Genomic DNA, 18,876 nt, shown 5'->3' with positions numbered 1-18,876 from the left:
CCCCTGAACGTCCGCCGCTCAGTGTTGCCACAACCCCATGGCCCACTGTTCGGCGGGTAACGCCAACCACTTATGCACTTGCGAGGACTTTATGGCCCGTTTCGACCTGCAAAAACTCTACATTGACGGCGGCTACAGCGACGCTGGCAGCGATGCCACCTTCGAAGCCATCAACCCGGCTAACGGTGAAGTTCTCGCCCAAGTGCAACGCGCCACCTTCGATGACGTTGAACGTGCCGTGGTCAGCGCTGAAAAAGGCCAGAAAATCTGGGCCGCCATGACCGCCATGGAGCGTTCGCGCATCCTGCGTCGTGCCGTGGACATCCTGCGCGAGCGCAACGATGAACTGGCCGCCCTGGAAACCCTGGACACCGGTAAAGCCTTTTCCGAAACCAAGTACGTCGACATCGTCACCGGTGCTGACGTGCTGGAATACTACGCCGGCCTGGTACCTGCCATCGAAGGCGAGCAGATCCCACTGCGCGACACTTCGTTTGTCTACACCCGCCGCGAGCCGCTGGGCGTGGTCGCCGGTATCGGCGCGTGGAACTACCCGATCCAGATCGCCCTGTGGAAATCCGCACCGGCCCTGGCTGCCGGTAACGCGATGATCTTCAAGCCAAGCGAAGTCACCTCGCTGACCACCCTGAAACTGGCCGAGATCTACACCGAGGCTGGCGTTCCAGCGGGCGTGTTCAACGTACTGACCGGCAGCGGCCGTGAAGTCGGCACCTGGCTGACCGAGCACCCGCGCATCGAGAAAGTCTCCTTCACCGGCGGCACCGACACCGGCAAGAAAGTCATGGCCAGCGCGTCGAGCTCCTCGCTCAAGGACGTGACCATGGAGCTGGGCGGCAAGTCCCCGCTGATCATTTTCGACGACGCCGACCTCGACCGCGCCGCCGACACCGCCATGATGGCCAACTTCTACAGCTCCGGCCAGGTCTGCACCAACGGCACCCGCGTGTTCGTGCCCAAGCACCTGCAAGCCGCGTTCGAAGCCAAGATCGTTGAGCGTGTTGCGCGTATTCGCATCGGCAACCCGGAAGACGAAAACACCAACTTCGGCCCGCTGGTCAGCTTCGCCCACATGGAAAGCGTGCTGGGCTACATCGCCAAAGGCAAAGAGCAAGGCGCACGCCTGCTGTGCGGCGGCGAGCGCCTGACCGACGGCGACTTCGCCAAAGGCGCCTTCGTGGCCCCGACTGTGTTCACCGACTGCACCGATGACATGGTGATCGTGCGTGAAGAAATCTTTGGCCCGGTGATGAGCATCCTCACCTATGAAACCGAAGAAGAAGTGATCCGTCGCGCCAACGACACCGACTTCGGCCTGGCCGCTGGCCTTGTAACCCGCGACCTGAACCGCGCCCACCGCGTGATTCACCAGTTGGAAGCCGGTATCTGCTGGATCAACGCCTGGGGCGAGTCCGACGCGAAGATGCCGGTCGGTGGCTACAAGCAGTCGGGTGTGGGCCGTGAGAACGGCATCAGCTCGCTGAACAACTTCACCCGCATCAAGTCGGTACAGGTTGAGTTGGGCGATTACGCCTCGGTGTTCTAACACCCGAGCCTTGTATTGCCTGTAAGGCCGCCATCGCGGGCAAGCCCGGCTCCCACATTTGTTCTGTGTGAACCCGATCAAATGTGGGAGCTGGCTTGCCTGCGATCGAGTGCGAAGCACTCGCCAGACCTGACCACACTTCAAAGAGGGTACATTCATGTCCCAAGAATACGATTACATCATTGTGGGTGCCGGCTCTGCCGGTAACACCCTGGCGACCCGTCTGACCGAAGACGAAGGCGTCACCGTTCTGTTGCTGGAAGCCGGTGGCCCGGACTACCGCCTCGACTTTCGTACCCAGATGCCAGCCGCCCTGGCCTTCCCGCTGCAGGGCCGCCGCTACAACTGGGCCTACGAAACCGATCCAGAGCCCCACATGGACGGCCGCCGGATGGAATGCGGTCGCGGCAAGGGCCTGGGTGGCTCTTCCCTGATCAACGGCATGTGCTACATCCGCGGCAACGCCATGGACTATGACAATTGGTCGAAGCTGCCGGGCCTGGAAGACTGGACCTACCTGGACTGCCTGCCGTATTTCCGCAAAGCCGAAACCCGCGACATCGGCCCCAACGATTGGCACGGTGGCGACGGCCCGGTCAGCGTGACCACGCCGAAAGCGGGCAACAACCCGCTGTTCCACGCCATGGTTGAAGCGGGCGTACAGGCCGGTTACCCACGCACCGAAGACTTGAACGGCTACCAGCAAGAAGGCTTCGGCCCGATGGACCGTACCGTCACGCCGAACGGCCGTCGCGCCAGCACCGCTCGCGGTTACCTGGACACGGCTAAAAAGCGTTCGACCCTGACCATCGTCACCCATGCCCTCACCGACAAAGTACTGTTCGAAGGCAAGCGTGCCGTGGGCGTGCGTTACCTGATTGGCGCCGCCGAAGAACGCGTTGAAGCCCGTGCGCGTAAAGAAGTACTGGTGTGCAGCGGCGCAATCGCTTCGCCGCAACTGCTGCAACGCTCCGGCGTCGGCCCAGCCAAATTGCTGGAAAGCCTCGACATCCCAGTGGTCCACGACCTGCCGGGCGTGGGTGAAAACCTGCAGGACCACCTTGAGCTGTACCTGCAATATGCGTGCACCCAGCCCGTGTCGCTGTACCCTTCGCTGCTCTGGTACAACCAGCCGGCGATTGGTGCCGAATGGCTGTTCAACGGCACCGGCATCGGCGCCAGCAACCAGTTCGAAGCGGGCGGGTTTATCCGTACCCGTGAAGAATTCGAGTGGCCGAACATCCAGTACCACTTCCTGCCGGTGGCGATTAACTACAACGGCAGCAACGGTGTGAAAGAGCACGGTTTCCAGGCGCACATGGGTTCCATGCGTTCGCCAAGCCGCGGCCGTATCCATCTGAAGTCGAAGAACCCACGGGACTACCCGAGCATCCTCTTCAACTACATGGCTACCGAGCAGGACTGGCAGGAATTTCGCGATGGCATCCGCCTGACCCGTGAAATCATGCAGCAGCCGGCACTGGACCCGTATCGTGGCCGCGAAATCAGCCCGGGCATCGACGTGCAAACCGATGAGCAGTTGGACAAGTTCATCCGCGAGCACGCCGAGACTGCGTTCCACCCGTCCTGCTCGTGCAAGATGGGCACCGACGAGATGGCCGTAGTCGATGGCGAAGGCCGCGTGCATGGCATGCAGGGCCTGCGTGTGGTCGATGCCTCGATCATGCCGATCATCACCACCGGCAACCTGAACGCGCCGACGATCATGATCGCCGAGAAAATCGCCGACAAGATCCGTGGCCGCAAGCCGCTGCCGCGCAGCACCGCCGACTACTACGTGGCAGGCGATGCGCCGGTGCGTGGCAAGCCGTTGCGTGAGATTGCGCAGTAACTGATTGATCGTTCCCACGCTCCGCGTGGGAACGCATCCTGTGACGCTCCGCGTCACGCCCTTCAAGAGCGGACGCAGAGCGTCCGGGGTGGCATTCCCACGCAGAGCGTGGGAACGATCACACAACAAAACCTCCCTTGATCAGCTCCCCGCCCAGGCCTACTCTGTTGGCCTGCCCGCGCCGAGCCGCCCACAAGGAAGGCCCCATGTTCGAACACCACGCCACGCTCAAGAAACACTTCGGTGCCCTGCGCACCTCCGCCGAATTTTTCTCCCTGCGCTACGTTCGCGAATCCGGCCAGTACCTGTCGGTGCGCAAGAACGTCGCCGAGCCGCCTCACCTGGGCCATGACGAAGGCGCCATGCTCACCGTGCGTCTCAACGGCGTGGAAGCCTACGCCGCGACCAACGATATTTCCCTTGCCGGCCTGCAAAGCGCCCTTGAGCGTGCGGAACAGCAAGCCCGGTTGATCAAGCCCCACGCCCTGCTCGACCTGCACCAGCAGCCGGTGTCCAGCGACGTCGCCGACTACCTGTCGCCCGACCTCGACCAGCCATTCCCGTCCCTGAGCGACTGCTACCAATTGCTCGGCGATGAGTCCGTCGCCGTGCCCAAGGATGAGCGCCTGGTGAGCTGGGAAGTCAGCCTGGGGACCACGCGAGTCGAACAGATCTACCTCAACAGCGCCGGCGCGCAACTGCGTCAGGCCCAGCGTTTCGTGTTCCCCGGCCTGAGCGTGACCGCCTTCGACGGCAACGACAGCCAGACCCGCACCCTGGGCGGTACCAACTTCGGCCAGCAAGGCAGTGCCGGCGTAATCCAGCGCTTCGGCCTGGTAGGCGCCGCCCGCAAGGTGGCCGACGAAGCCCTGCAATTGCTGCTCGCTCCGAATACGCCCCACGGCCCGCGTGACCTGCTGCTGATGCCTGACCAGATGATCCTGCAGATCCACGAGTCCATCGGCCATCCGCTGGAGCTGGATCGCATCCTCGGTGACGAGCGCAATTACGCCGGCACCAGTTTTGTGAAGGCCAGCGACTTTGGCCACCTGCAATATGGCTCACCGCTGCTCAACGTCACCTTCGACCCGGACATCCCCGAACAGCTTGCCAGTTACGGCCATGACGACGACGGCACGCCTGCCAGCAAGCAATTTCTGATTCGCGAGGGCCTGCTGCTCAAGCCGTTGGGCGGGGCCTTGTCGCAGTTTCGCGCCAACTTGCCCGGCGTCGCCAACAGCCGCGCTTGCGGCTGGAACCGTGCGCCCATCGACCGCATGGCCAACCTGAATATCGAGCCCGGCGATAAAAGCCTCGCGCAATTGGTGGGCGGCATCGAGAGCGGCATCCTGATGTCGACCAACCGTTCGTGGTCCATCGACGATGCGCGCAACAAGTTCCAGTTCGGCTGCGAGTGGGGCCAGTTGATCGAAAACGGCGAGCTCAAGGGCGTGGTGAAGAACCCCAACTATCGGGCGATCTCCGCGCAGTTCTGGCGCAAGCTCAGCGCGGTGGGTGATGCCAGCACCTTCAAGGTCTTGGGCACGCCGAACTGCGGCAAGGGCGAACCCAACCAGGTGATCCGCGTCGGCCATGCGTCGCCGGCCTGTGTGTTCAGCAATGTCGATGTATTCGGGGGAGATGCCTGATGAACCACTTCAAGGCACTGGTGGACTGGCTCCAGCAAGCCATCACCGACAAGGAGCACTTTCAACTCGGCTATGCGGATGAAGCGTCCGAGTTCGTGCGCTTCAACCACGCGCAGGTGCGCCAGGCGGGTCAGGTACAGCAGGCCAGCCTGAACCTCAAGCTGATCAACGATGGGCGCCACGCCGACCTGGGTATCACCCTGTCGGGCGAGGCGGAGCTGGATCGCCAACGCCTGGCGAATGGCCTGCAACAACTGCGCGAGACCTTGCCGCTGTTGCCGCCAGACCCGTACTTGAGGTTGAACCCAGACGCCTGGCAAAACCATAACGAACAGCTGCGCCCGCTGCCGGAACTGGCCCAAGTGCTGAACGATATCAGCCAGGCCGCCGACGGCGTGGACCTGGTCGGTTTCTACGCCGCCGGCCCCATCAGCCGTGGTTTCGCCAGCTCAACGGGCGCGTTCGGCTGGCACCGGGCTACCAGCTTCAATTTCGATTTCAGCCTGTTCCACGCCAATGGCGAAGCGGTAAAAGCCAGCTACGCCGGACACACCTGGAACAGCGCTGACTTCGCCGCCCGTTTCCAACAGGCCCGTGAGCAACTGGCGTTTCTCGGGCGCCCGCTGCACAACCTGGCGCCCGGCCAATACCGCGCTTACCTTGCGCCGGCAGCGCTGGAAGAAATCATCAGCATCATCACCTGGGGTGGTTTTTCGGCCCAGGCCATCGCCAGCAAAGGCAGTTCGTTGCAACGCCTGTACGCGGGTGATCAGTCACTGAGCCCGCTGGTGACGGTGGATGAGCAGATCAGCGGTTCCCTGAGCCAGGCGTTTTCCACTGAAGGCTACCCGCGCGAGGATGTCACCCTGATCAACGCAGGCCAAGCCGAGGGCCAGTTGATCAACTCGCGCAGCGCCGCCGAATACGGCTTGAACACCAACGGCGCCAGCAGCGACGAGTCGCCCAGCGCCTTGCAAATGGCGGCCGGCAACCTGGCCCAGGCCGATATTCTCAAGCAGTTGGGCACTGGGCTGTATATCAGCAACCTCTGGTACCTGAACTACTCCGACCTGCCGGCAGCGCGCCTGACCGGCATGACGCGCTTCGCGACCTTCTGGGTGGAAAACGGCGAGATCCAGGCGCCGGTCAGCACCATGCGCTTTGATGACAGTGTCTATCAGTTGCTCGGTTCGCAATTGGAAGCGCTGACCGCTGATCGTGAGCTGCTGTTGTCGGCCAGTACCTATGACCAGCGCAACACCGCTTCCAACCTGTTGCCAGGCGCTTTGGTAAAACGCCTGACGCTGACCTTATAAACTGTAGGAGCGAGCTCGCTCGCTCGCGAAGAACGTACAGACACCGCGGGCTGGCTGTCAGCACTGCGTTATCGTTGACGTTTTTCGCGAGCAAGCTCGCTCCTACAGAGCAATAACCTGCACTGCAAAGAAACGTCTATCCCGCCACCCCTGCCCACGAGAGCATAACCTTGCCTGGGAAAGGCAAGCTGGAGTCTTGAGATGAACCATGGAAGTTTTGTCATTGAGAAGTTGTACAAGCACTACAACGTTCACGTCGAGCAACTGGGGAACGACCCGCACAGAAAAACCGTACTGATGGTCAACGGCGCGCTATCCACCACGCGCTCCTTTGCCCGTACCAGCAAATGCCTGGCCGAGCACTTCAATGTGCTGCTGTTCGACTTGCCCTTCTCTGGCTTGTCACGCGAGTACAACACTGAACTCGATTTGGTTACCAAGGACGACGAAGTGCAAATCCTGCGTGCCTTGGTGGCGCGCTTTGCGGTCAACCATCTGGTCTCGGCATCATGGGGCGGCATTTCCACGCTGTTGACCCTGGCGCACAACCCGCCCTCCATCGAAAGCTCGGTGGTGATGGCCCTGGCGCCCAACCTCAACCAGGCGATGCTGGAATATGTCGAGCGCGTGCGTGTGCTGATCGAGGCCGATGACAAGTCGGCGGTCGGCCATCTGCTCAACGAAACGGTGGGCAAATACCTGTCGCCGCGCCTCAAACGCAATAACCATCGGCACCTGTCGACCATGGCCACCACCGAGTACCGCCAGGCGCGCTTTCATATCCATCAGGTGCTGGCCTTGGGTGATGGCAATTACCTGCCGGCGCTCAAGCAGATTGAAACACCGGTGCACTTTCTCAACGGCGCGCTGGACGAATACACCCCGGCCGACGAGGCCCAGCTGTTCAAACACTATGTAGGCCGCAGCAGCTTTGCCGTGGCCGAACACACCGGCCATCTGCTGGACCTGGAGTCCCGCGAAGCCGCGCTGGCAGTGCATCGGGCCTTGCTGGACTTCCTGGTGGGCGAGCATGCGAGCTCGTCAGCTATAGACGAACCGCCAGTGGGAAAAGGGGCGACGGATGGCGCATAATCGCCAACACATAGCCTGCTAATAAAAAGGGATCCCATGCCGAATCGTGCCCCTCTCGATGCCAAGACCGCCCGCTGGCTCCCCTGGGTGGTAGCGATTGCCTTCTTCATGCAGTCGCTGGACGGGACGATTCTCAACACCGCGCTGCCGGCCATGGCCCAGGACCTCGCGGAAAACCCGCTGCGCATGCAAGGGGTGGTGATTGCCTACATGCTCACCGTGGCCTTGCTGATTCCCGCCTCGGGCTGGATCGCTGACCGCTTTGGCACCAAGAAGATTTTCTTTGGCGCGATCATGCTGTTCAGCATCGGGTCGTTGCTGTGTGCGCTGTCCAGTAGCCTGAGCATGCTGGTGGGCGCACGGGTGGTCCAGGGCCTGGGCGGCGCGCTGATGCTGCCGGTCGGGCGGCTGGTGGTGCTGCGGGCTTATCCGCGCTCCGAGCTGGTGCGGATCATGGGCTTCATCACCATTCCCGGCCTGCTTGGCCCCTTGCTTGGCCCGACAATGGGCGGCTGGATGGTGCAATACCTGACCTGGCACTGGATCTTCCTGATCAACCTGCCGGTGGGCATGATCGGCTGCTATGCCGTTTGGAAATTCATCCCCGACCTGCGCGGCAGCGAGCGCACGCGCTTCGACGGCCTGGGCTTTCTGCTGTTCGGCGCGGCGATGGTGCTGATCACCATCGCCATGGAGGGTCTGGGCGAACTGCACCTGCCGCACCTGCGGGTGATGTTGCTGTTGTTCGGCGGGCTTGCCTGCCTGGCGGCGTACTGGCTGCGCGCCGGGCATATCGATAACCCGCTGTTCTCGCCGGTGCTGTTCAAGACGCGCACCTTTGCCGTGGGGATCCTCGGCAACCTGTTTGCGCGCCTGGGCAGCGGCGCACTGCCGTTCCTGGTGCCGCTGCTGTTACAAGTGGCGCTGGGCTATTCGCCGTCAGAAGCCGGCATGAGCATGCTGCCGCTGGCGGCGGCGGCAATGTTCGCCAAATCCATCGCGCGCCCTCTTATCGAGCGCCTCGGCTACCGCATCGTCCTGACCGGCAACACCCTGGCCCTGGGCCTGATGCTGGCGAGCATGGGCCTGGTCAGCGAACAAACGCCCTACCCGCTGCTGTTAGGCATGCTGGCGGTACTGGGGGCCATCAACTCCCTGCAATTTACCGCGATGAACACCGTCACCCTGATCGACCTCGACGACGCCCAGGCCAGCAGCGGCAACAGCTTGCTGTCGGTGGTGGCGCAGTTGTCCCTGAGCCTGGGCGTGGCCTGTGCCGGTGCATTGCTCGGCGGCTTTACCGCCGAAGCCGGCAATGACGGGGTCAATACGGTGCTGGGCGCCTTTCAACTGACCTTCCTCACCGTGGGCATCATGGCGATGCTGGCGGCGGCGATCTTCCTGCAACTGTCGCCCAAGGACGGCAAACGCGTGGTCAGCCGCGAGCACGATATCGAGCACTAACGGGCGTCTCGTCGAGAACTTGCGGGGAAAATCCCACGAGACTGGTACACTGCGCGACATTTTGTTTTGCAGAGCCAGTCCCGTGACTACCATCGCCACCGCTTTTAATACTTTGCCCCTGTCCGCCGCCATGCTGGCTAACCTCGACTCGCTGGGTTATGTCGAGATGACGCAGATCCAGGCGCAAAGCTTGCCGGTGATCCTCAAAGGGCTGGACCTGATTGCCCAGGCCAAGACCGGCAGCGGCAAGACCGCTGCATTCGGCATCGGCCTGTTGAACCCGATCAACCCGCGCTACTTCGGTTGCCAGGCGCTGGTGATGTGCCCGACCCGTGAGCTGGCCGACCAGGTCGCCAAGGAAATCCGTCGTTTGGCCCGTGCCGAAGACAACATCAAGGTACTGACCCTGTGCGGCGGCGTGTCCCTCGGCCCGCAGATCGCCTCCCTGGAGCACGGCGCCCACGTTATCGTCGGCACGCCGGGCCGTATCCAGCAGCACCTGCGTAAAGGCTCGCTGGTGCTGGACGGCTTGAACACCCTGATCCTCGACGAAGCCGACCGCATGCTCGACATGGGCTTCTACGACGCCATCGAAGACATCATCAGCAAGACCCCACCGCGCCGCCAGACCCTGCTGTTCTCGGCCACGTACCCGGTGAGCATCAAGCAACTAGCCTCCAAGTTCATGCGTGCGCCTCAGCAAGTGAAAGCCGAAGCGTTCCACTCCGACGACCAGATTGAACAGCGCTTCTACGAGATCTCCCCGGAAGAGCGCATGGACGCCGTGACCAAGGTGCTGGCGCACTTCCGCCCGGCCTCCTGCGTGGCGTTCTGCTTTACCAAGCAGCAAGTGCAGGAAACCGTCGACCACCTGACCTCCAAGGGCATTTCCGCCGTTGGCCTGCATGGTGACCTGGAACAGCGCGACCGTGACCAGGTACTGGCGATGTTTGCCAACCGCAGCACCTCGGTGCTGGTGGCCACCGACGTCGCCGCCCGCGGCCTGGACATCGACGCCTTGGACATGGTGATCAACGTCGAACTGGCCCGCGACTCGGAAATTCACATCCACCGTGTTGGCCGTACTGGCCGTGCCGGTGAGACCGGCATCGCCATCAGCCTTGTGGCACCGTCCGAAGCCCACCGCGCCCAGGCCATCGAGCAACTGCAAAAGTCGCCGCTGAACTGGGACCAACTGGACAACCTCAAGCCGCAAAGCGGTGGCCCGTTGTTGCCGCAGATGAGCACCCTGTGCATCGCCGCCGGGCGTAAAGACAAGGTGCGCCCAGGCGACATTCTCGGTGCATTGACCGGTGAAGCCGGCATTCCGGGTGCCCAGGTCGGCAAGATCGCGATCTTTGATTTCCAGGCCTTCGTGGCCGTGGAACGCGGCATCGCCAAGCAGGCGTTGCAGCGTTTGAATGACGGCAAGATCAAGGGCCGTTCGCTGCGCGTGCGCATCCTGTAACAACATAGTTACTGTAGGAACCGAATCAATGTGGGAGCTGGCTTGCCTGCGATAGCGGTGGTGAACTCACTACAGCCATCGCAGGCAAGCCAGCTCCCACAGTTTTGACTGTATTTCAATTCAGAATTTTTGTGAGGACATGGCTGTGCGCTCGACCGAAGTTGTGATCATTGGCGCCGGCGCCGCAGGCTTGATGTGCGCGCTGACCGCCGCCGGGCGTGGGCGCAAAGTGATGTTGATCGACCACGCCAACAAGGCCGGCAAGAAAATCCTGATGTCTGGGGGTGGCCGCTGCAACTTCACCAACATGTACACCGAGCCGGCCAACTTCCTCTCCCATAACGCGCACTTCTGCAAGTCCGCCCTGGCCCGCTACACCCAGTGGGATTTCATCGGGCTGGTGGCCAAGCACGGCGTGCCGTACCACGAGAAGAAACTCGGCCAGCTGTTCTGCGACAACAAGTCCAGCGACATCCTCGGCATGCTGCTTGATGAGTGCATCCAGACCGGCGTGAGCCTGCACCTGGACACCTCCATCGAGGCCATCGCCAAGCTCGAAAGCGGCTATCAACTGCAAACCACCCTGGGCGAACTGCGCTGTGAATCCCTGGTGATCGCCACGGGCGGTTTGTCGATCCCGACACTGGGCGCCACTGGTTTCGGTTACCAGGTGGCCAAGCAATTCGGCCATGAACTGCTGCCGACCCGCGCCGGGCTGGTGCCGTTCACCATCACCGACCAGCTCAAGGATTTGTGTGGCGAGTTGTCCGGCACCTCGGTCGACTGCCTGGTGAGCTGCAACGGCCAGAGCTTTCGCGAGAACATCCTGTTCACCCACCGCGGCCTGAGCGGGCCGGCGATTTTGCAGATTTCCTCGTATTGGCACTCCGGCGACACGGTAGAAATCAACCTGCTGCCCGACCACGACGCCCATGCCTGGCTGCAACAGCAACAGGCCGAACACCCCAATAGCGAGTTGAAAACCCTGCTGGGCGAGATCTTCACCAAGAAGATGGCCAACCTGCTGGCTCAAAGCTGGTTCGAATCCAAGCCGATGAAGCAGTACACCCACGCTGAAATTGCCGATATCGCGCAAAAGCTGGGGAGCTGGCAACTGGTACCGGCCGGCACCGAGGGTTATCGCACCGCCGAGGTGACATTGGGCGGGGTGGATACGCGGGAAGTGTCGTCCAAGACCATGGAATCGCTGAAAAGCCCCGGCCTGTACTTTATCGGCGAAGTGCTGGATGTGACCGGCCACCTGGGCGGGTTCAATTTCCAGTGGGCCTGGGCCTCGGGCTACGCGGCCGCGCAATACGCCTGACTTGCACTTTGAAATGCAATCCCCTGTGGGAGCTGGCTTGCCTGCGATAGCGGTGGTGAATCCAACACCGCTATCGCAGGCAAGCCAGCTCCCACATTGGTTTTGCAGTGATACTGAAAATTTTGCTGTCCGATGTGATCGTCGCGCTTGCCGTGGCGTCATTACTGGCTCAATTTAGCGACAACGTCCCGGAAGACTCCAGACTTCATGTCATCGACCTCGTTCAAGCAGTCCATGCGGCGCCTGTGGGCGCTGGATAAATTCAGCTACAGCGTACGGGTGTTCATCGCCCTCACCGGCAGCATGGCGTTGTGTTGGTACCAGGATGAAATGACGCTGCTGATCCCGCTGTTCCTGGGGATTATCGCCAGCGCCCTGGCCGAGACCGATGACAGCTGGCAAGGCCGCCTCAATGCGCTGGCGGTGACACTGGTGTGTTTCAGCATCGCCGCGCTGTCGGTGGAGCTGCTGTTCCCTTACCCCTGGATATTTGCCATTGCCCTGGCCCTGGCCAGTTTCTGCCTGACCATGCTCGGCGCGCTGGGCGAACGCTATGGCGCGATTGCTTCGGCCACCTTGATTCTGTCGGTCTACACCATGATCGGCGTGGACCAGCGCGGCGGCGCCGTCACGGATTTCTGGCATGAGCCCCTGCTGCTGGTCGCCGGTGCCGCCTGGTACGGCGCGTTGTCGGTGCTGTGGCAGGCGCTGTTTTCCAACCAGCCGGTGCAGCAGAGCCTGGCGCGGTTGTTCCGCGAGCTGGGGCGTTACCTCAAGCTCAAGTCCTCCCTGTTCGAACCGATCCGGCAGTTGGATGTAGAAGCGCGGCGCCTGGAATTGGCCCAGCAAAATGGCCGGGTAGTCGCAGCGCTGAATGCCGCCAAGGAAATCATCCTGCACCGCGTCGGCAATGGCCGGCCGGGCTCGAAGGTCAGCCGTTACCTGAAACTCTACTTCCTGGCCCAGGACATCCACGAGCGCGCCAGTTCCTCCCACTACCCCTACAACGCCCTCACCGAAGCCTTCATCCACAGCGATGTGCTGTTTCGTTGCCAGCGCCTATTGCGCCAGCAAGGCAAGGCCTGCCAGACCCTGGCCGAGTCGATCCAACTGCGCCAACCGTTTATCTACGACGACAGTTTTGCCCAAGCCCTGGGCGACCTCAACGCGTCCCTGGAGCACCTGCGCATCCAGAGCAACCCGGCCTGGCGTGGCCTGCTGCGCTCCTTGCGCGCCCTGGCGGCCAACCTGTCTACGCTCGACCGCCTGCTGGGCGACGCCAGCAACCCCGATGCCCTGGCCGACGCCACCGACAGCAACCTGCTGGACCGCGCCCCGCGCAACCTCAAGGAGATGTGGACGCGCCTGCGCACTCAACTCACGCCGACGTCGCTGCTGTTCCGCCACGCCCTGCGCCTGTCCCTGGCGTTGACCGTCGGCTACGCCACGCTGCACGCCATCCATGCGTCTCAGGGTTACTGGATCATCCTCACTACCCTGTTCGTGTGCCAGCCAAGTTACGGCGCCACCCGGCGCAAACTCGGCCAGCGGATCATTGGCACCGCCATCGGCCTCACCGTGGCCTGGGCGCTGTTCGATCTGTTCCCCAACCCGGTGGTGCAGTCGATGTTCGCTATCGCCGCAGGCCTGGTGTTCTTTATCAACCGCACCACCCGCTACACCCTGGCGACGGCGGCGATCACCTTGATGGTGCTGTTCTGCTTCAACCAGGTGGGCGATGGCTACGGGCTGTTCCTGCCGCGCCTGTTCGATACGTTGCTCGGCAGCCTGATCGCGGGCCTGGCGGTGTTCCTGTTCCTGCCAGACTGGCAAGGCCGACGCTTGAACAAAGTGCTGGCCAACACCCTGACCTGCAACAGCATCTACCTGCGCCAGATCATGCAGCAATACGCCGCCGGCAAGAGCGACGACCTGGCTTACCGCCTGGCCCGCCGCAACGCCCACAACGCCGACGCCGCGTTGTCCACCACCCTGGCCAATATGCTGATGGAGCCTGGGCACTTCCGTAAGGAAGCCGACGTGGGCTTTCGCTTCCTGGTGCTGTCTCACACCTTGCTCAGCTATTTATCGGGCCTGGGCGCGCATCGCGATACTTCGCTACCGAGCGATGTGCGTGAGCACTTGATCGAAGGCGCGGGCAACAGCCTGGCGGCGAGCATTGATGAGATCGCCACCGGCCTGGCCAACAAACAGTCGATTGCGATCCAGAGCGATGCCGAGGAAGCGCTGGCCGCCGAGCTTGAGCAAATGCCCGATGAGATCGACGAAGGGCAGCGGTTGGTACAGACGCAGTTGGCGTTGATCTGCCGGCAGTTGGGGCCGTTGCGTACGTTGGCGGCGCATCTGATCAAGGATACCGGTGCGGCTTAGGCCGCTATCGCAGGCAAGCCAGCTCCCACATTTGAACGCATTCAACTGTGGGAGCCGGGCTTGCCCGCGATGAGGCCCGCAAGCACGCTACATCCCATGCGCCTTCATCAACCGCGCATAACTGCCATCAGCCTTCATCCTGGCAATCTCCCGATCAAAACTCGCAACGATCTGCGCATGCTCGGGGTTCTTCAAACTGACCAGAATATGCAGGCTGTTCTCGCTCAAGGGCTTGCCCACAAACGCCACGGTATTGCGCACCCGCGGCGACTCCCGAGCCAGGTAATAACGCGCCACGTATTCGTCTTCCAGCGTCAACCGCACCCGCCGCGCCGCGAGCATGCGCACCGCCATGGCGAAGTTGTGCACGGGTACTTTCTGTAGCTGGGTGTCTTGGTCGAACGCCGCCGAGTAAGCGTAACCGCGCACCACGGCGATGGTCTCGTCGCGCAGTTCGGCCAGGCTCTGATAACCAATGTCATCATCGCTGCGCTTGAGAAAGCGCACGCGGTTAAGCAGGTACTCAGCAGAAAATTGGCCAAACTGCGTGCGGGCCTCGTCGTACCAGGCGTTGATCAGCACATCGTAGCGCCCATCCCCCACGCCCTTGAGCGCACGGGCCCAGGGCACCTGTTCAAAATCACTGGCGTACCCCGCACGGGCCAGGGCTGTACTGACGATATCCGTGGCCAGGCCGCCATTGATCAAGGTGGCATCGGTGAACGGCGGCCAGCCATCCGCCACTAGACGCAGACGCTGGGCCAGCACCGGCTGGGCCAGCAACAGCACTGCGATCAAAGCAACGGCACGAGTCAATCGCGGCATGCTCAAAGTCCTTGGCGGGCAGGCGGTGGCCTGATAACAGTAGCTCATCAATAAGCTTGCATTGCAGATTACACAAAGCAGCCAACGGCGCACGCACTGAATGATGGCAAATTGACGCCATTCACACATTTGCCAATTTTAGACAGCGGCGCCCGTCCCGCTTACTATCCAGGCACGTCTTTATAAGAGCACACATCATGACGGTTGATTGGGTTTGTAAACATCACAACGACTTGGGCAAGGACCAGCTTTACGCCCTCCTGCGCTTGCGCAGCGAGGTATTCGTCGTCGAGCAGAAATGCGCGTATCAGGACATCGACGGGCAGGACCTGGCGGGTGATACCCATCACCTGATGGCCTGGAACGATAATGAACTGGTGGCTTACCTGCGCCTGCTGGACCCGGAGTCCCAGGGCGGCGATGTGGTGATTGGCCGCGTCATCGTTTCGCCGGCAGCGCGGGGCACCGGGCTGGGGCATCAAATGATGGAAGAGGCGCTTGAGCGTATTGAGGATATCTGGCCGCAAACGCCGATTTTTCTCTCGGCCCAGGCGCACTTGCAGAAGTATTACGGGCGGTATGGGTTTGTGGTGGCGGGTGAGGAATACCTGGAGGACGATATTCCCCATATCGGTATGCGCCGCCTCTGAGGGCGCCATCGCAGGCAAGCCAGCTCCCACATTGGAACGCATTCAACTGTGGGAGCCGGGCTTGCCCGCGATAGCGTCAGCCCTGCCACCGCTAAACTCAGGGATAGCCCAACACCTGCTTGATCGACGCCAGATTAGCCTCAATCCACCCCCGATCAATCGCCCCCCAATTCCGAATCCGATAGCGCCCGGCATGGTTGCGCGCACCGTCCTCCTGCTCGAACTCACACACAATATCCAGGTCGGCCAACGCCGCAATCGTGTCCTGAGCGGTACGCCTAGGCATGCCGGTGGCCTCGGTCAGCGCCGGGACGCTGCTGGCCAGTTGGCTGTCGATCAAGTACGCCACGTACAGGCGGCGGTAGAAGCTGCTTTTGGTCTTGCTCACATCCATGGTCAGTCGCCTTGGGGTTAGGGCTTGCCCTGCAAATCGCGCCAGGTGAGGTACACACGCAGGTCGAATTCCACCTGATGGTAGCCCGGCATCATGTATTGGCAGAGTTTGTAGAACGCCTTGTTGTGGTCCGACTCCTTGAAGTGCGCCAGCTCGTGTACCACGATCATGCGCAGAAACTCCGGGGCCGCTTCCTTGAACAGCGAAGCGATGCGGATCTCTTTCTTGGACTTGAGATTACCGCCCTGCACCCGGGAAATCGTGGTGTGCAAACCCAAGGCACGATGGGTCAGGTCCAGGCGGTTGTCGAACAGCACTTTGTCGATAGACGGCGCGTTACGCAGGTGCTCCTGCTTCAAGGCCAGGGCATAGGCGTACAGGGCCTTGTCGCTCTGCACCGCATGGCGTTCGGGGTAACGCTGTTCCAGGTACGCACCCAACTGGTCCTTGGCGATCAGTTGGCGCACTTGCTCCTGGAGCGCGGCGGGGTAGGCCTGGAGGTATTTCAACGCGGTCATGGGCTCGGCAACGCAATTGGGACGGGCGCCAGTGTAGCGAATTCAAAGCGCGCGAGGGTACGACCAGCCGGCAACGTCTTCGGCCATCAACGGCAGCGCCGCCCACGGCCCCTGGATATACGCGCAGCCATTGACCTTTAGCCATTGTGTTTGCTCAAGGGTCTCCACGCCTTCGGCGATCACCAGCACACCAAAATGCTCACACAGTTGGATGATGCTGCGCGCCATCGCCGCATCCCGCGCCGAGCCAGGCAGGCGCGCCACCAGTTGAGGGTCAAGTTTGAGGGTATCGAACTTGAGGTCGCGCAAATGGGCCAGGGAGCACTGGCCGCAGCCAAAATCGTCCAGGGCAATCCGCACCCCGATCCGGCGCAGTAACTGGAGTTGCTTGGTAGACTCGGCAAGATTACTCATCAAGCAGTCCTCGCCGATTTCCACTTCCAGTTGCCGCCCCTCTAACCCATGCCGCTCCAGCACCTGCTGCAGTTGGTTAGCCAGGTTGGGCATGTTGAACTGGCTGCTGCTCAGGCTCACGCTCAACACCAGTTCGGGGTCGAAGGTAGCTTGCCAGGCCTGGCGCTGGGCAGCGACTTGCTGGTAGATCCAGGCACTCAACTGGTTGATCAACCGCGCCTCTTCCAGCAGCGGCAAGAACAGGCCCGGCGGCACATCGCCGACGCTGGGATGTTGCCAGCGCAACAGCGCCTCGACGCCGCGCAAGCGCCCGTCTTCCAGGCAGACCTGAGGCTGGTACACCAAAGTGAAATCCTTGTTCGCAATGGCAGTGCGCACACTGTCTTCCAGCATCAGCCGCGAGCGGGCGCGGCCGTTCATTTCCTGGTCGTAGTAACGATACTGCTGACGGCCGGCGCGCTTGGCTTCGTACATGGCAATATCCGCGGCCCGCAGCAGGCCGCCCAAGTCCGAGCCGCAATCCGGGAAGGTCGCGATGCCGATACTGACCCCCAGCATCACCTCCAACCCATCGACCTGCTGGCACACAGACACCCGCTCGATGAGCTTTTCCGCGATCTTCGCGGCCTGCTCGGGAAACTCCAGCTCCAGCAACGCGGTGAATTCATCCCCGCCCATGCGCCCCAGAATGTCGTAGGAGCGCAGGCACGCCTGCATTTGCTCCGAGACCCAACGCAACACGCGATCCCCGGCGTCATGGCCCAGCGTATCGTTGACCCGCTTGAAGCCATCCAGGTCCAGGTACAGCAATACCAGCGCCTGCTCGCTACGTTCGCTGCGCAGCAAGGTGTTCTCCATCGCCTGATGGAAACCACGCCGGTTCAACAGCCCGGTCAACGGGTCGGTCACGGCCTGGAACTCAAGCTGCTGATGCAGGTGACGCACTTCAGACATGTCCAGCACCGTCACCACCATTGCCTTCTGCTCGGCAGGCAAGGGCGCACAGGACAACGCCACTGGCACCTGCTGGCCCCGACCGGTGCGCAAAATGGCATCGTGTTGGCGCCACGTCTCGCCCCGGCGATACGCCTCGTACATGGGGAAACCCAACCAGGCTGGCACATGGGGTTTTTGCAGAAAACTGAGGAAACTCTCGCCCTGCAGCTCAGCCATCGTCGCATTCAACAGCCGCGAAATGGCCGGGTTGGCGTACTCAATCACACTGGCTTCGCTCACCACCAAAATGCCCTCGGCGGCGTTATCCAGCACCGAGGCATTGAAGGCGCGGGCCAACTCCAGGTCATGGCTCAGGCGCTGCAAGGCACGGCGATTGCGCTGGTGCTCCAGCAACGCCTGCACCTTGGGCTTGAGGATATGCGGGTCAAAGGGCTTGAACAGGTAGTCGATCGCCCCGCTGGCATAGCCTTCAAGCACCGCGTCGGGGGAATGGGCGGTGGCGGTCAGAAAGATAATCGGCGTCATGCGCGTGCGCTGGCTGCCCCGCATCAGGCGTGCCACCTCGAAGCCGTCCATGCCCGGCATGCGCACGTCCAGCAGCACCAGGTCGACGTCGTGGGCCAGCAGTAACTCCAGGGCCTCCAGGCCAGACGCGGCGGTGATCACACGCCAATCGTCACGCTGCAACAGCGCACGCATGCTGACGAGGTTTTCCGGGTAGTCATCGACCACCAACAGAACCGAAATTGCATCGTCGTGTTGTGGAGCGCCATCCATGCTACGTCTCTTCCTTAGGGAGCTACACCGGTCACTTTTGTTACAAAGGCCGGATAAACACTGAGGGCTCACTCTAGCCGTGGTTCTAAAAAAGCAGAAGTGACGTGGGGGCCATCATTGTGCCAAAGGCCAGGAAGCCGACTAACGGTAAGGCCCTGTAGCCCGCGGTTCACGGGCAACATGGCTTTTTGGCATTCCTCTGACGCCAATAAATTGCCAGC

General features: G+C 61.8%; 14 protein-coding genes. 10 read left to right on the top strand and 4 right to left on the bottom strand.

Annotated features, from left to right (window positions below):
• Nucleotides 1-91 precede the first annotated feature (91 nt).
• From betB to yccS, 9 genes are all read left to right on the top strand, one after another.
• A complete protein-coding gene (gene betB / locus V8689_RS02460) occupies nt 92-1,564 on the top strand; it encodes a betaine-aldehyde dehydrogenase (RefSeq protein ID WP_056782942.1) in 1,473 nt (490 codons plus the stop codon).
• A gap of 157 nt (nt 1,565-1,721) precedes the next feature.
• On the top strand, nt 1,722-3,416 hold the full coding sequence (betA, locus tag V8689_RS02455; protein ID WP_056782944.1) for a choline dehydrogenase: 1,695 nt from the start codon (nt 1,722-1,724) through the stop codon (nt 3,414-3,416).
• Between the two features lie 206 nt (nt 3,417-3,622).
• Nucleotides 3,623-5,065: a TldD/PmbA family protein gene (locus V8689_RS02450; protein WP_056782945.1), complete on the top strand. Its 1,443-nt coding sequence runs from the start codon at nt 3,623-3,625 to the stop codon at nt 5,063-5,065.
• The gene (locus V8689_RS02445; RefSeq protein ID WP_056782948.1) at nt 5,065-6,381 is read left to right on the top strand and encodes a TldD/PmbA family protein; all 1,317 of its coding nucleotides are present in this window, start codon (nt 5,065-5,067) and stop codon (nt 6,379-6,381) included. Before V8689_RS02450 ends, V8689_RS02445 begins: the two co-directional genes overlap by 1 nt.
• 201 nt (nt 6,382-6,582) lie before the next feature.
• A complete protein-coding gene (locus V8689_RS02440; RefSeq protein ID WP_056782949.1) occupies nt 6,583-7,473 on the top strand; it encodes an alpha/beta fold hydrolase in 891 nt (296 codons plus the stop codon).
• 36 nt (nt 7,474-7,509) lie between these two features.
• Nucleotides 7,510-8,937 (top strand): multidrug transporter subunit MdtD, encoded by a 1,428-nt coding sequence (gene mdtD, locus V8689_RS02435; protein ID WP_032894917.1) that lies wholly within the window; start codon nt 7,510-7,512, stop codon nt 8,935-8,937.
• 130 nt (nt 8,938-9,067) lie between these two features.
• Entirely contained in the window at nt 9,068-10,405 is a 1,338-nt protein-coding gene (gene dbpA, locus V8689_RS02430) for an ATP-dependent RNA helicase DbpA (protein WP_229999345.1), read from the top strand.
• Nucleotides 10,406-10,550: 145 nt separating this feature from the next.
• A complete protein-coding gene (locus tag V8689_RS02425; protein ID WP_056783178.1) occupies nt 10,551-11,729 on the top strand; it encodes an NAD(P)/FAD-dependent oxidoreductase in 1,179 nt (392 codons plus the stop codon).
• Nucleotides 11,730-11,936: 207 nt separating this feature from the next.
• Nucleotides 11,937-14,120 (top strand): YccS family putative transporter, encoded by a 2,184-nt coding sequence (gene yccS / locus V8689_RS02420; RefSeq protein ID WP_434520678.1) that lies wholly within the window; start codon nt 11,937-11,939, stop codon nt 14,118-14,120.
• Nucleotides 14,121-14,207: 87 nt separating this feature from the next.
• Here the strand turns inward: yccS and V8689_RS02415 are convergent, their stop codons facing one another.
• Nucleotides 14,208-14,945: a substrate-binding periplasmic protein gene (locus V8689_RS02415; protein WP_003194936.1), complete on the bottom strand. Its 738-nt coding sequence runs from the start codon at nt 14,943-14,945 to the stop codon at nt 14,208-14,210.
• Between the two features lie 197 nt (nt 14,946-15,142).
• On the opposite strand from V8689_RS02415, the gene V8689_RS02410 reads away from it, so the two are divergent.
• The gene (locus V8689_RS02410) at nt 15,143-15,595 is read left to right on the top strand and encodes a GNAT family N-acetyltransferase (protein ID WP_003194938.1); all 453 of its coding nucleotides are present in this window, start codon (nt 15,143-15,145) and stop codon (nt 15,593-15,595) included.
• Nucleotides 15,596-15,692: 97 nt separating this feature from the next.
• On the opposite strand, the gene V8689_RS02405 is transcribed toward V8689_RS02410, so the two are convergent.
• Genes V8689_RS02405 through V8689_RS02395 form a run of 3 tightly spaced genes read right to left on the bottom strand, consistent with a single transcriptional unit; the run spans nt 15,693 to nt 18,655 of the window.
• Nucleotides 15,693-15,989, bottom strand: a complete 297-nt coding sequence (locus V8689_RS02405; protein WP_056782952.1) for a winged helix-turn-helix domain-containing protein — start codon at nt 15,987-15,989, stop codon at nt 15,693-15,695.
• Between the two features lie 17 nt (nt 15,990-16,006).
• Complete coding sequence (locus tag V8689_RS02400; protein ID WP_003194942.1) at nt 16,007-16,507, bottom strand: M48 metallopeptidase family protein; 501 nt, start codon at nt 16,505-16,507, stop codon at nt 16,007-16,009.
• A 42-nt stretch (nt 16,508-16,549) separates the two neighbouring features.
• Nucleotides 16,550-18,655, bottom strand: a complete 2,106-nt coding sequence (locus tag V8689_RS02395; RefSeq protein ID WP_056782954.1) for a putative bifunctional diguanylate cyclase/phosphodiesterase — start codon at nt 18,653-18,655, stop codon at nt 16,550-16,552.
• Nucleotides 18,656-18,876 lie beyond the last annotated feature (221 nt).

The sequence above is a fragment of the Pseudomonas sp. AK181 genome (genome assembly GCF_051122975.1).
Lineage (GTDB): Bacteria > Pseudomonadota > Gammaproteobacteria > Pseudomonadales > Pseudomonadaceae > Aquipseudomonas > Aquipseudomonas lactis.
Note: the sequence above shows the minus strand (reverse complement) of the source record. Positions and strands in the feature narration are given on the sequence as shown.

What these genes read in the sequence shown, in the direction of transcription:
- V8689_RS02450 (WP_056782945.1), top strand. Translation starts at nt 3,623, where the DNA reads ATGTTCGAACACCACGCCACGCTCAAGAAACACTTCGGTGCCCTGCGC.
- V8689_RS02415 (WP_003194936.1), bottom strand. Translation starts at nt 14,945, where the DNA reads ATGCCGCGATTGACTCGTGCCGTTGCTTTGATCGCAGTGCTGTTGCTG.
- mdtD (WP_032894917.1), top strand. Translation starts at nt 7,510, where the DNA reads ATGCCGAATCGTGCCCCTCTCGATGCCAAGACCGCCCGCTGGCTCCCC.
- V8689_RS02410 (WP_003194938.1), top strand. Translation starts at nt 15,143, where the DNA reads ATGACGGTTGATTGGGTTTGTAAACATCACAACGACTTGGGCAAGGAC.
- V8689_RS02405 (WP_056782952.1), bottom strand. Translation starts at nt 15,989, where the DNA reads ATGGATGTGAGCAAGACCAAAAGCAGCTTCTACCGCCGCCTGTACGTG.
- dbpA (WP_229999345.1), top strand. Translation starts at nt 9,068, where the DNA reads ATGCTGGCTAACCTCGACTCGCTGGGTTATGTCGAGATGACGCAGATC.
- V8689_RS02395 (WP_056782954.1), bottom strand. Translation starts at nt 18,655, where the DNA reads ATGGATGGCGCTCCACAACACGACGATGCAATTTCGGTTCTGTTGGTG.
- V8689_RS02400 (WP_003194942.1), bottom strand. Translation starts at nt 16,507, where the DNA reads ATGACCGCGTTGAAATACCTCCAGGCCTACCCCGCCGCGCTCCAGGAG.
- yccS (WP_434520678.1), top strand. Translation starts at nt 11,937, where the DNA reads ATGTCATCGACCTCGTTCAAGCAGTCCATGCGGCGCCTGTGGGCGCTG.
- V8689_RS02445 (WP_056782948.1), top strand. Translation starts at nt 5,065, where the DNA reads ATGAACCACTTCAAGGCACTGGTGGACTGGCTCCAGCAAGCCATCACC.
- V8689_RS02440 (WP_056782949.1), top strand. Translation starts at nt 6,583, where the DNA reads ATGAACCATGGAAGTTTTGTCATTGAGAAGTTGTACAAGCACTACAAC.
- betA (WP_056782944.1), top strand. Translation starts at nt 1,722, where the DNA reads ATGTCCCAAGAATACGATTACATCATTGTGGGTGCCGGCTCTGCCGGT.
- betB (WP_056782942.1), top strand. Translation starts at nt 92, where the DNA reads ATGGCCCGTTTCGACCTGCAAAAACTCTACATTGACGGCGGCTACAGC.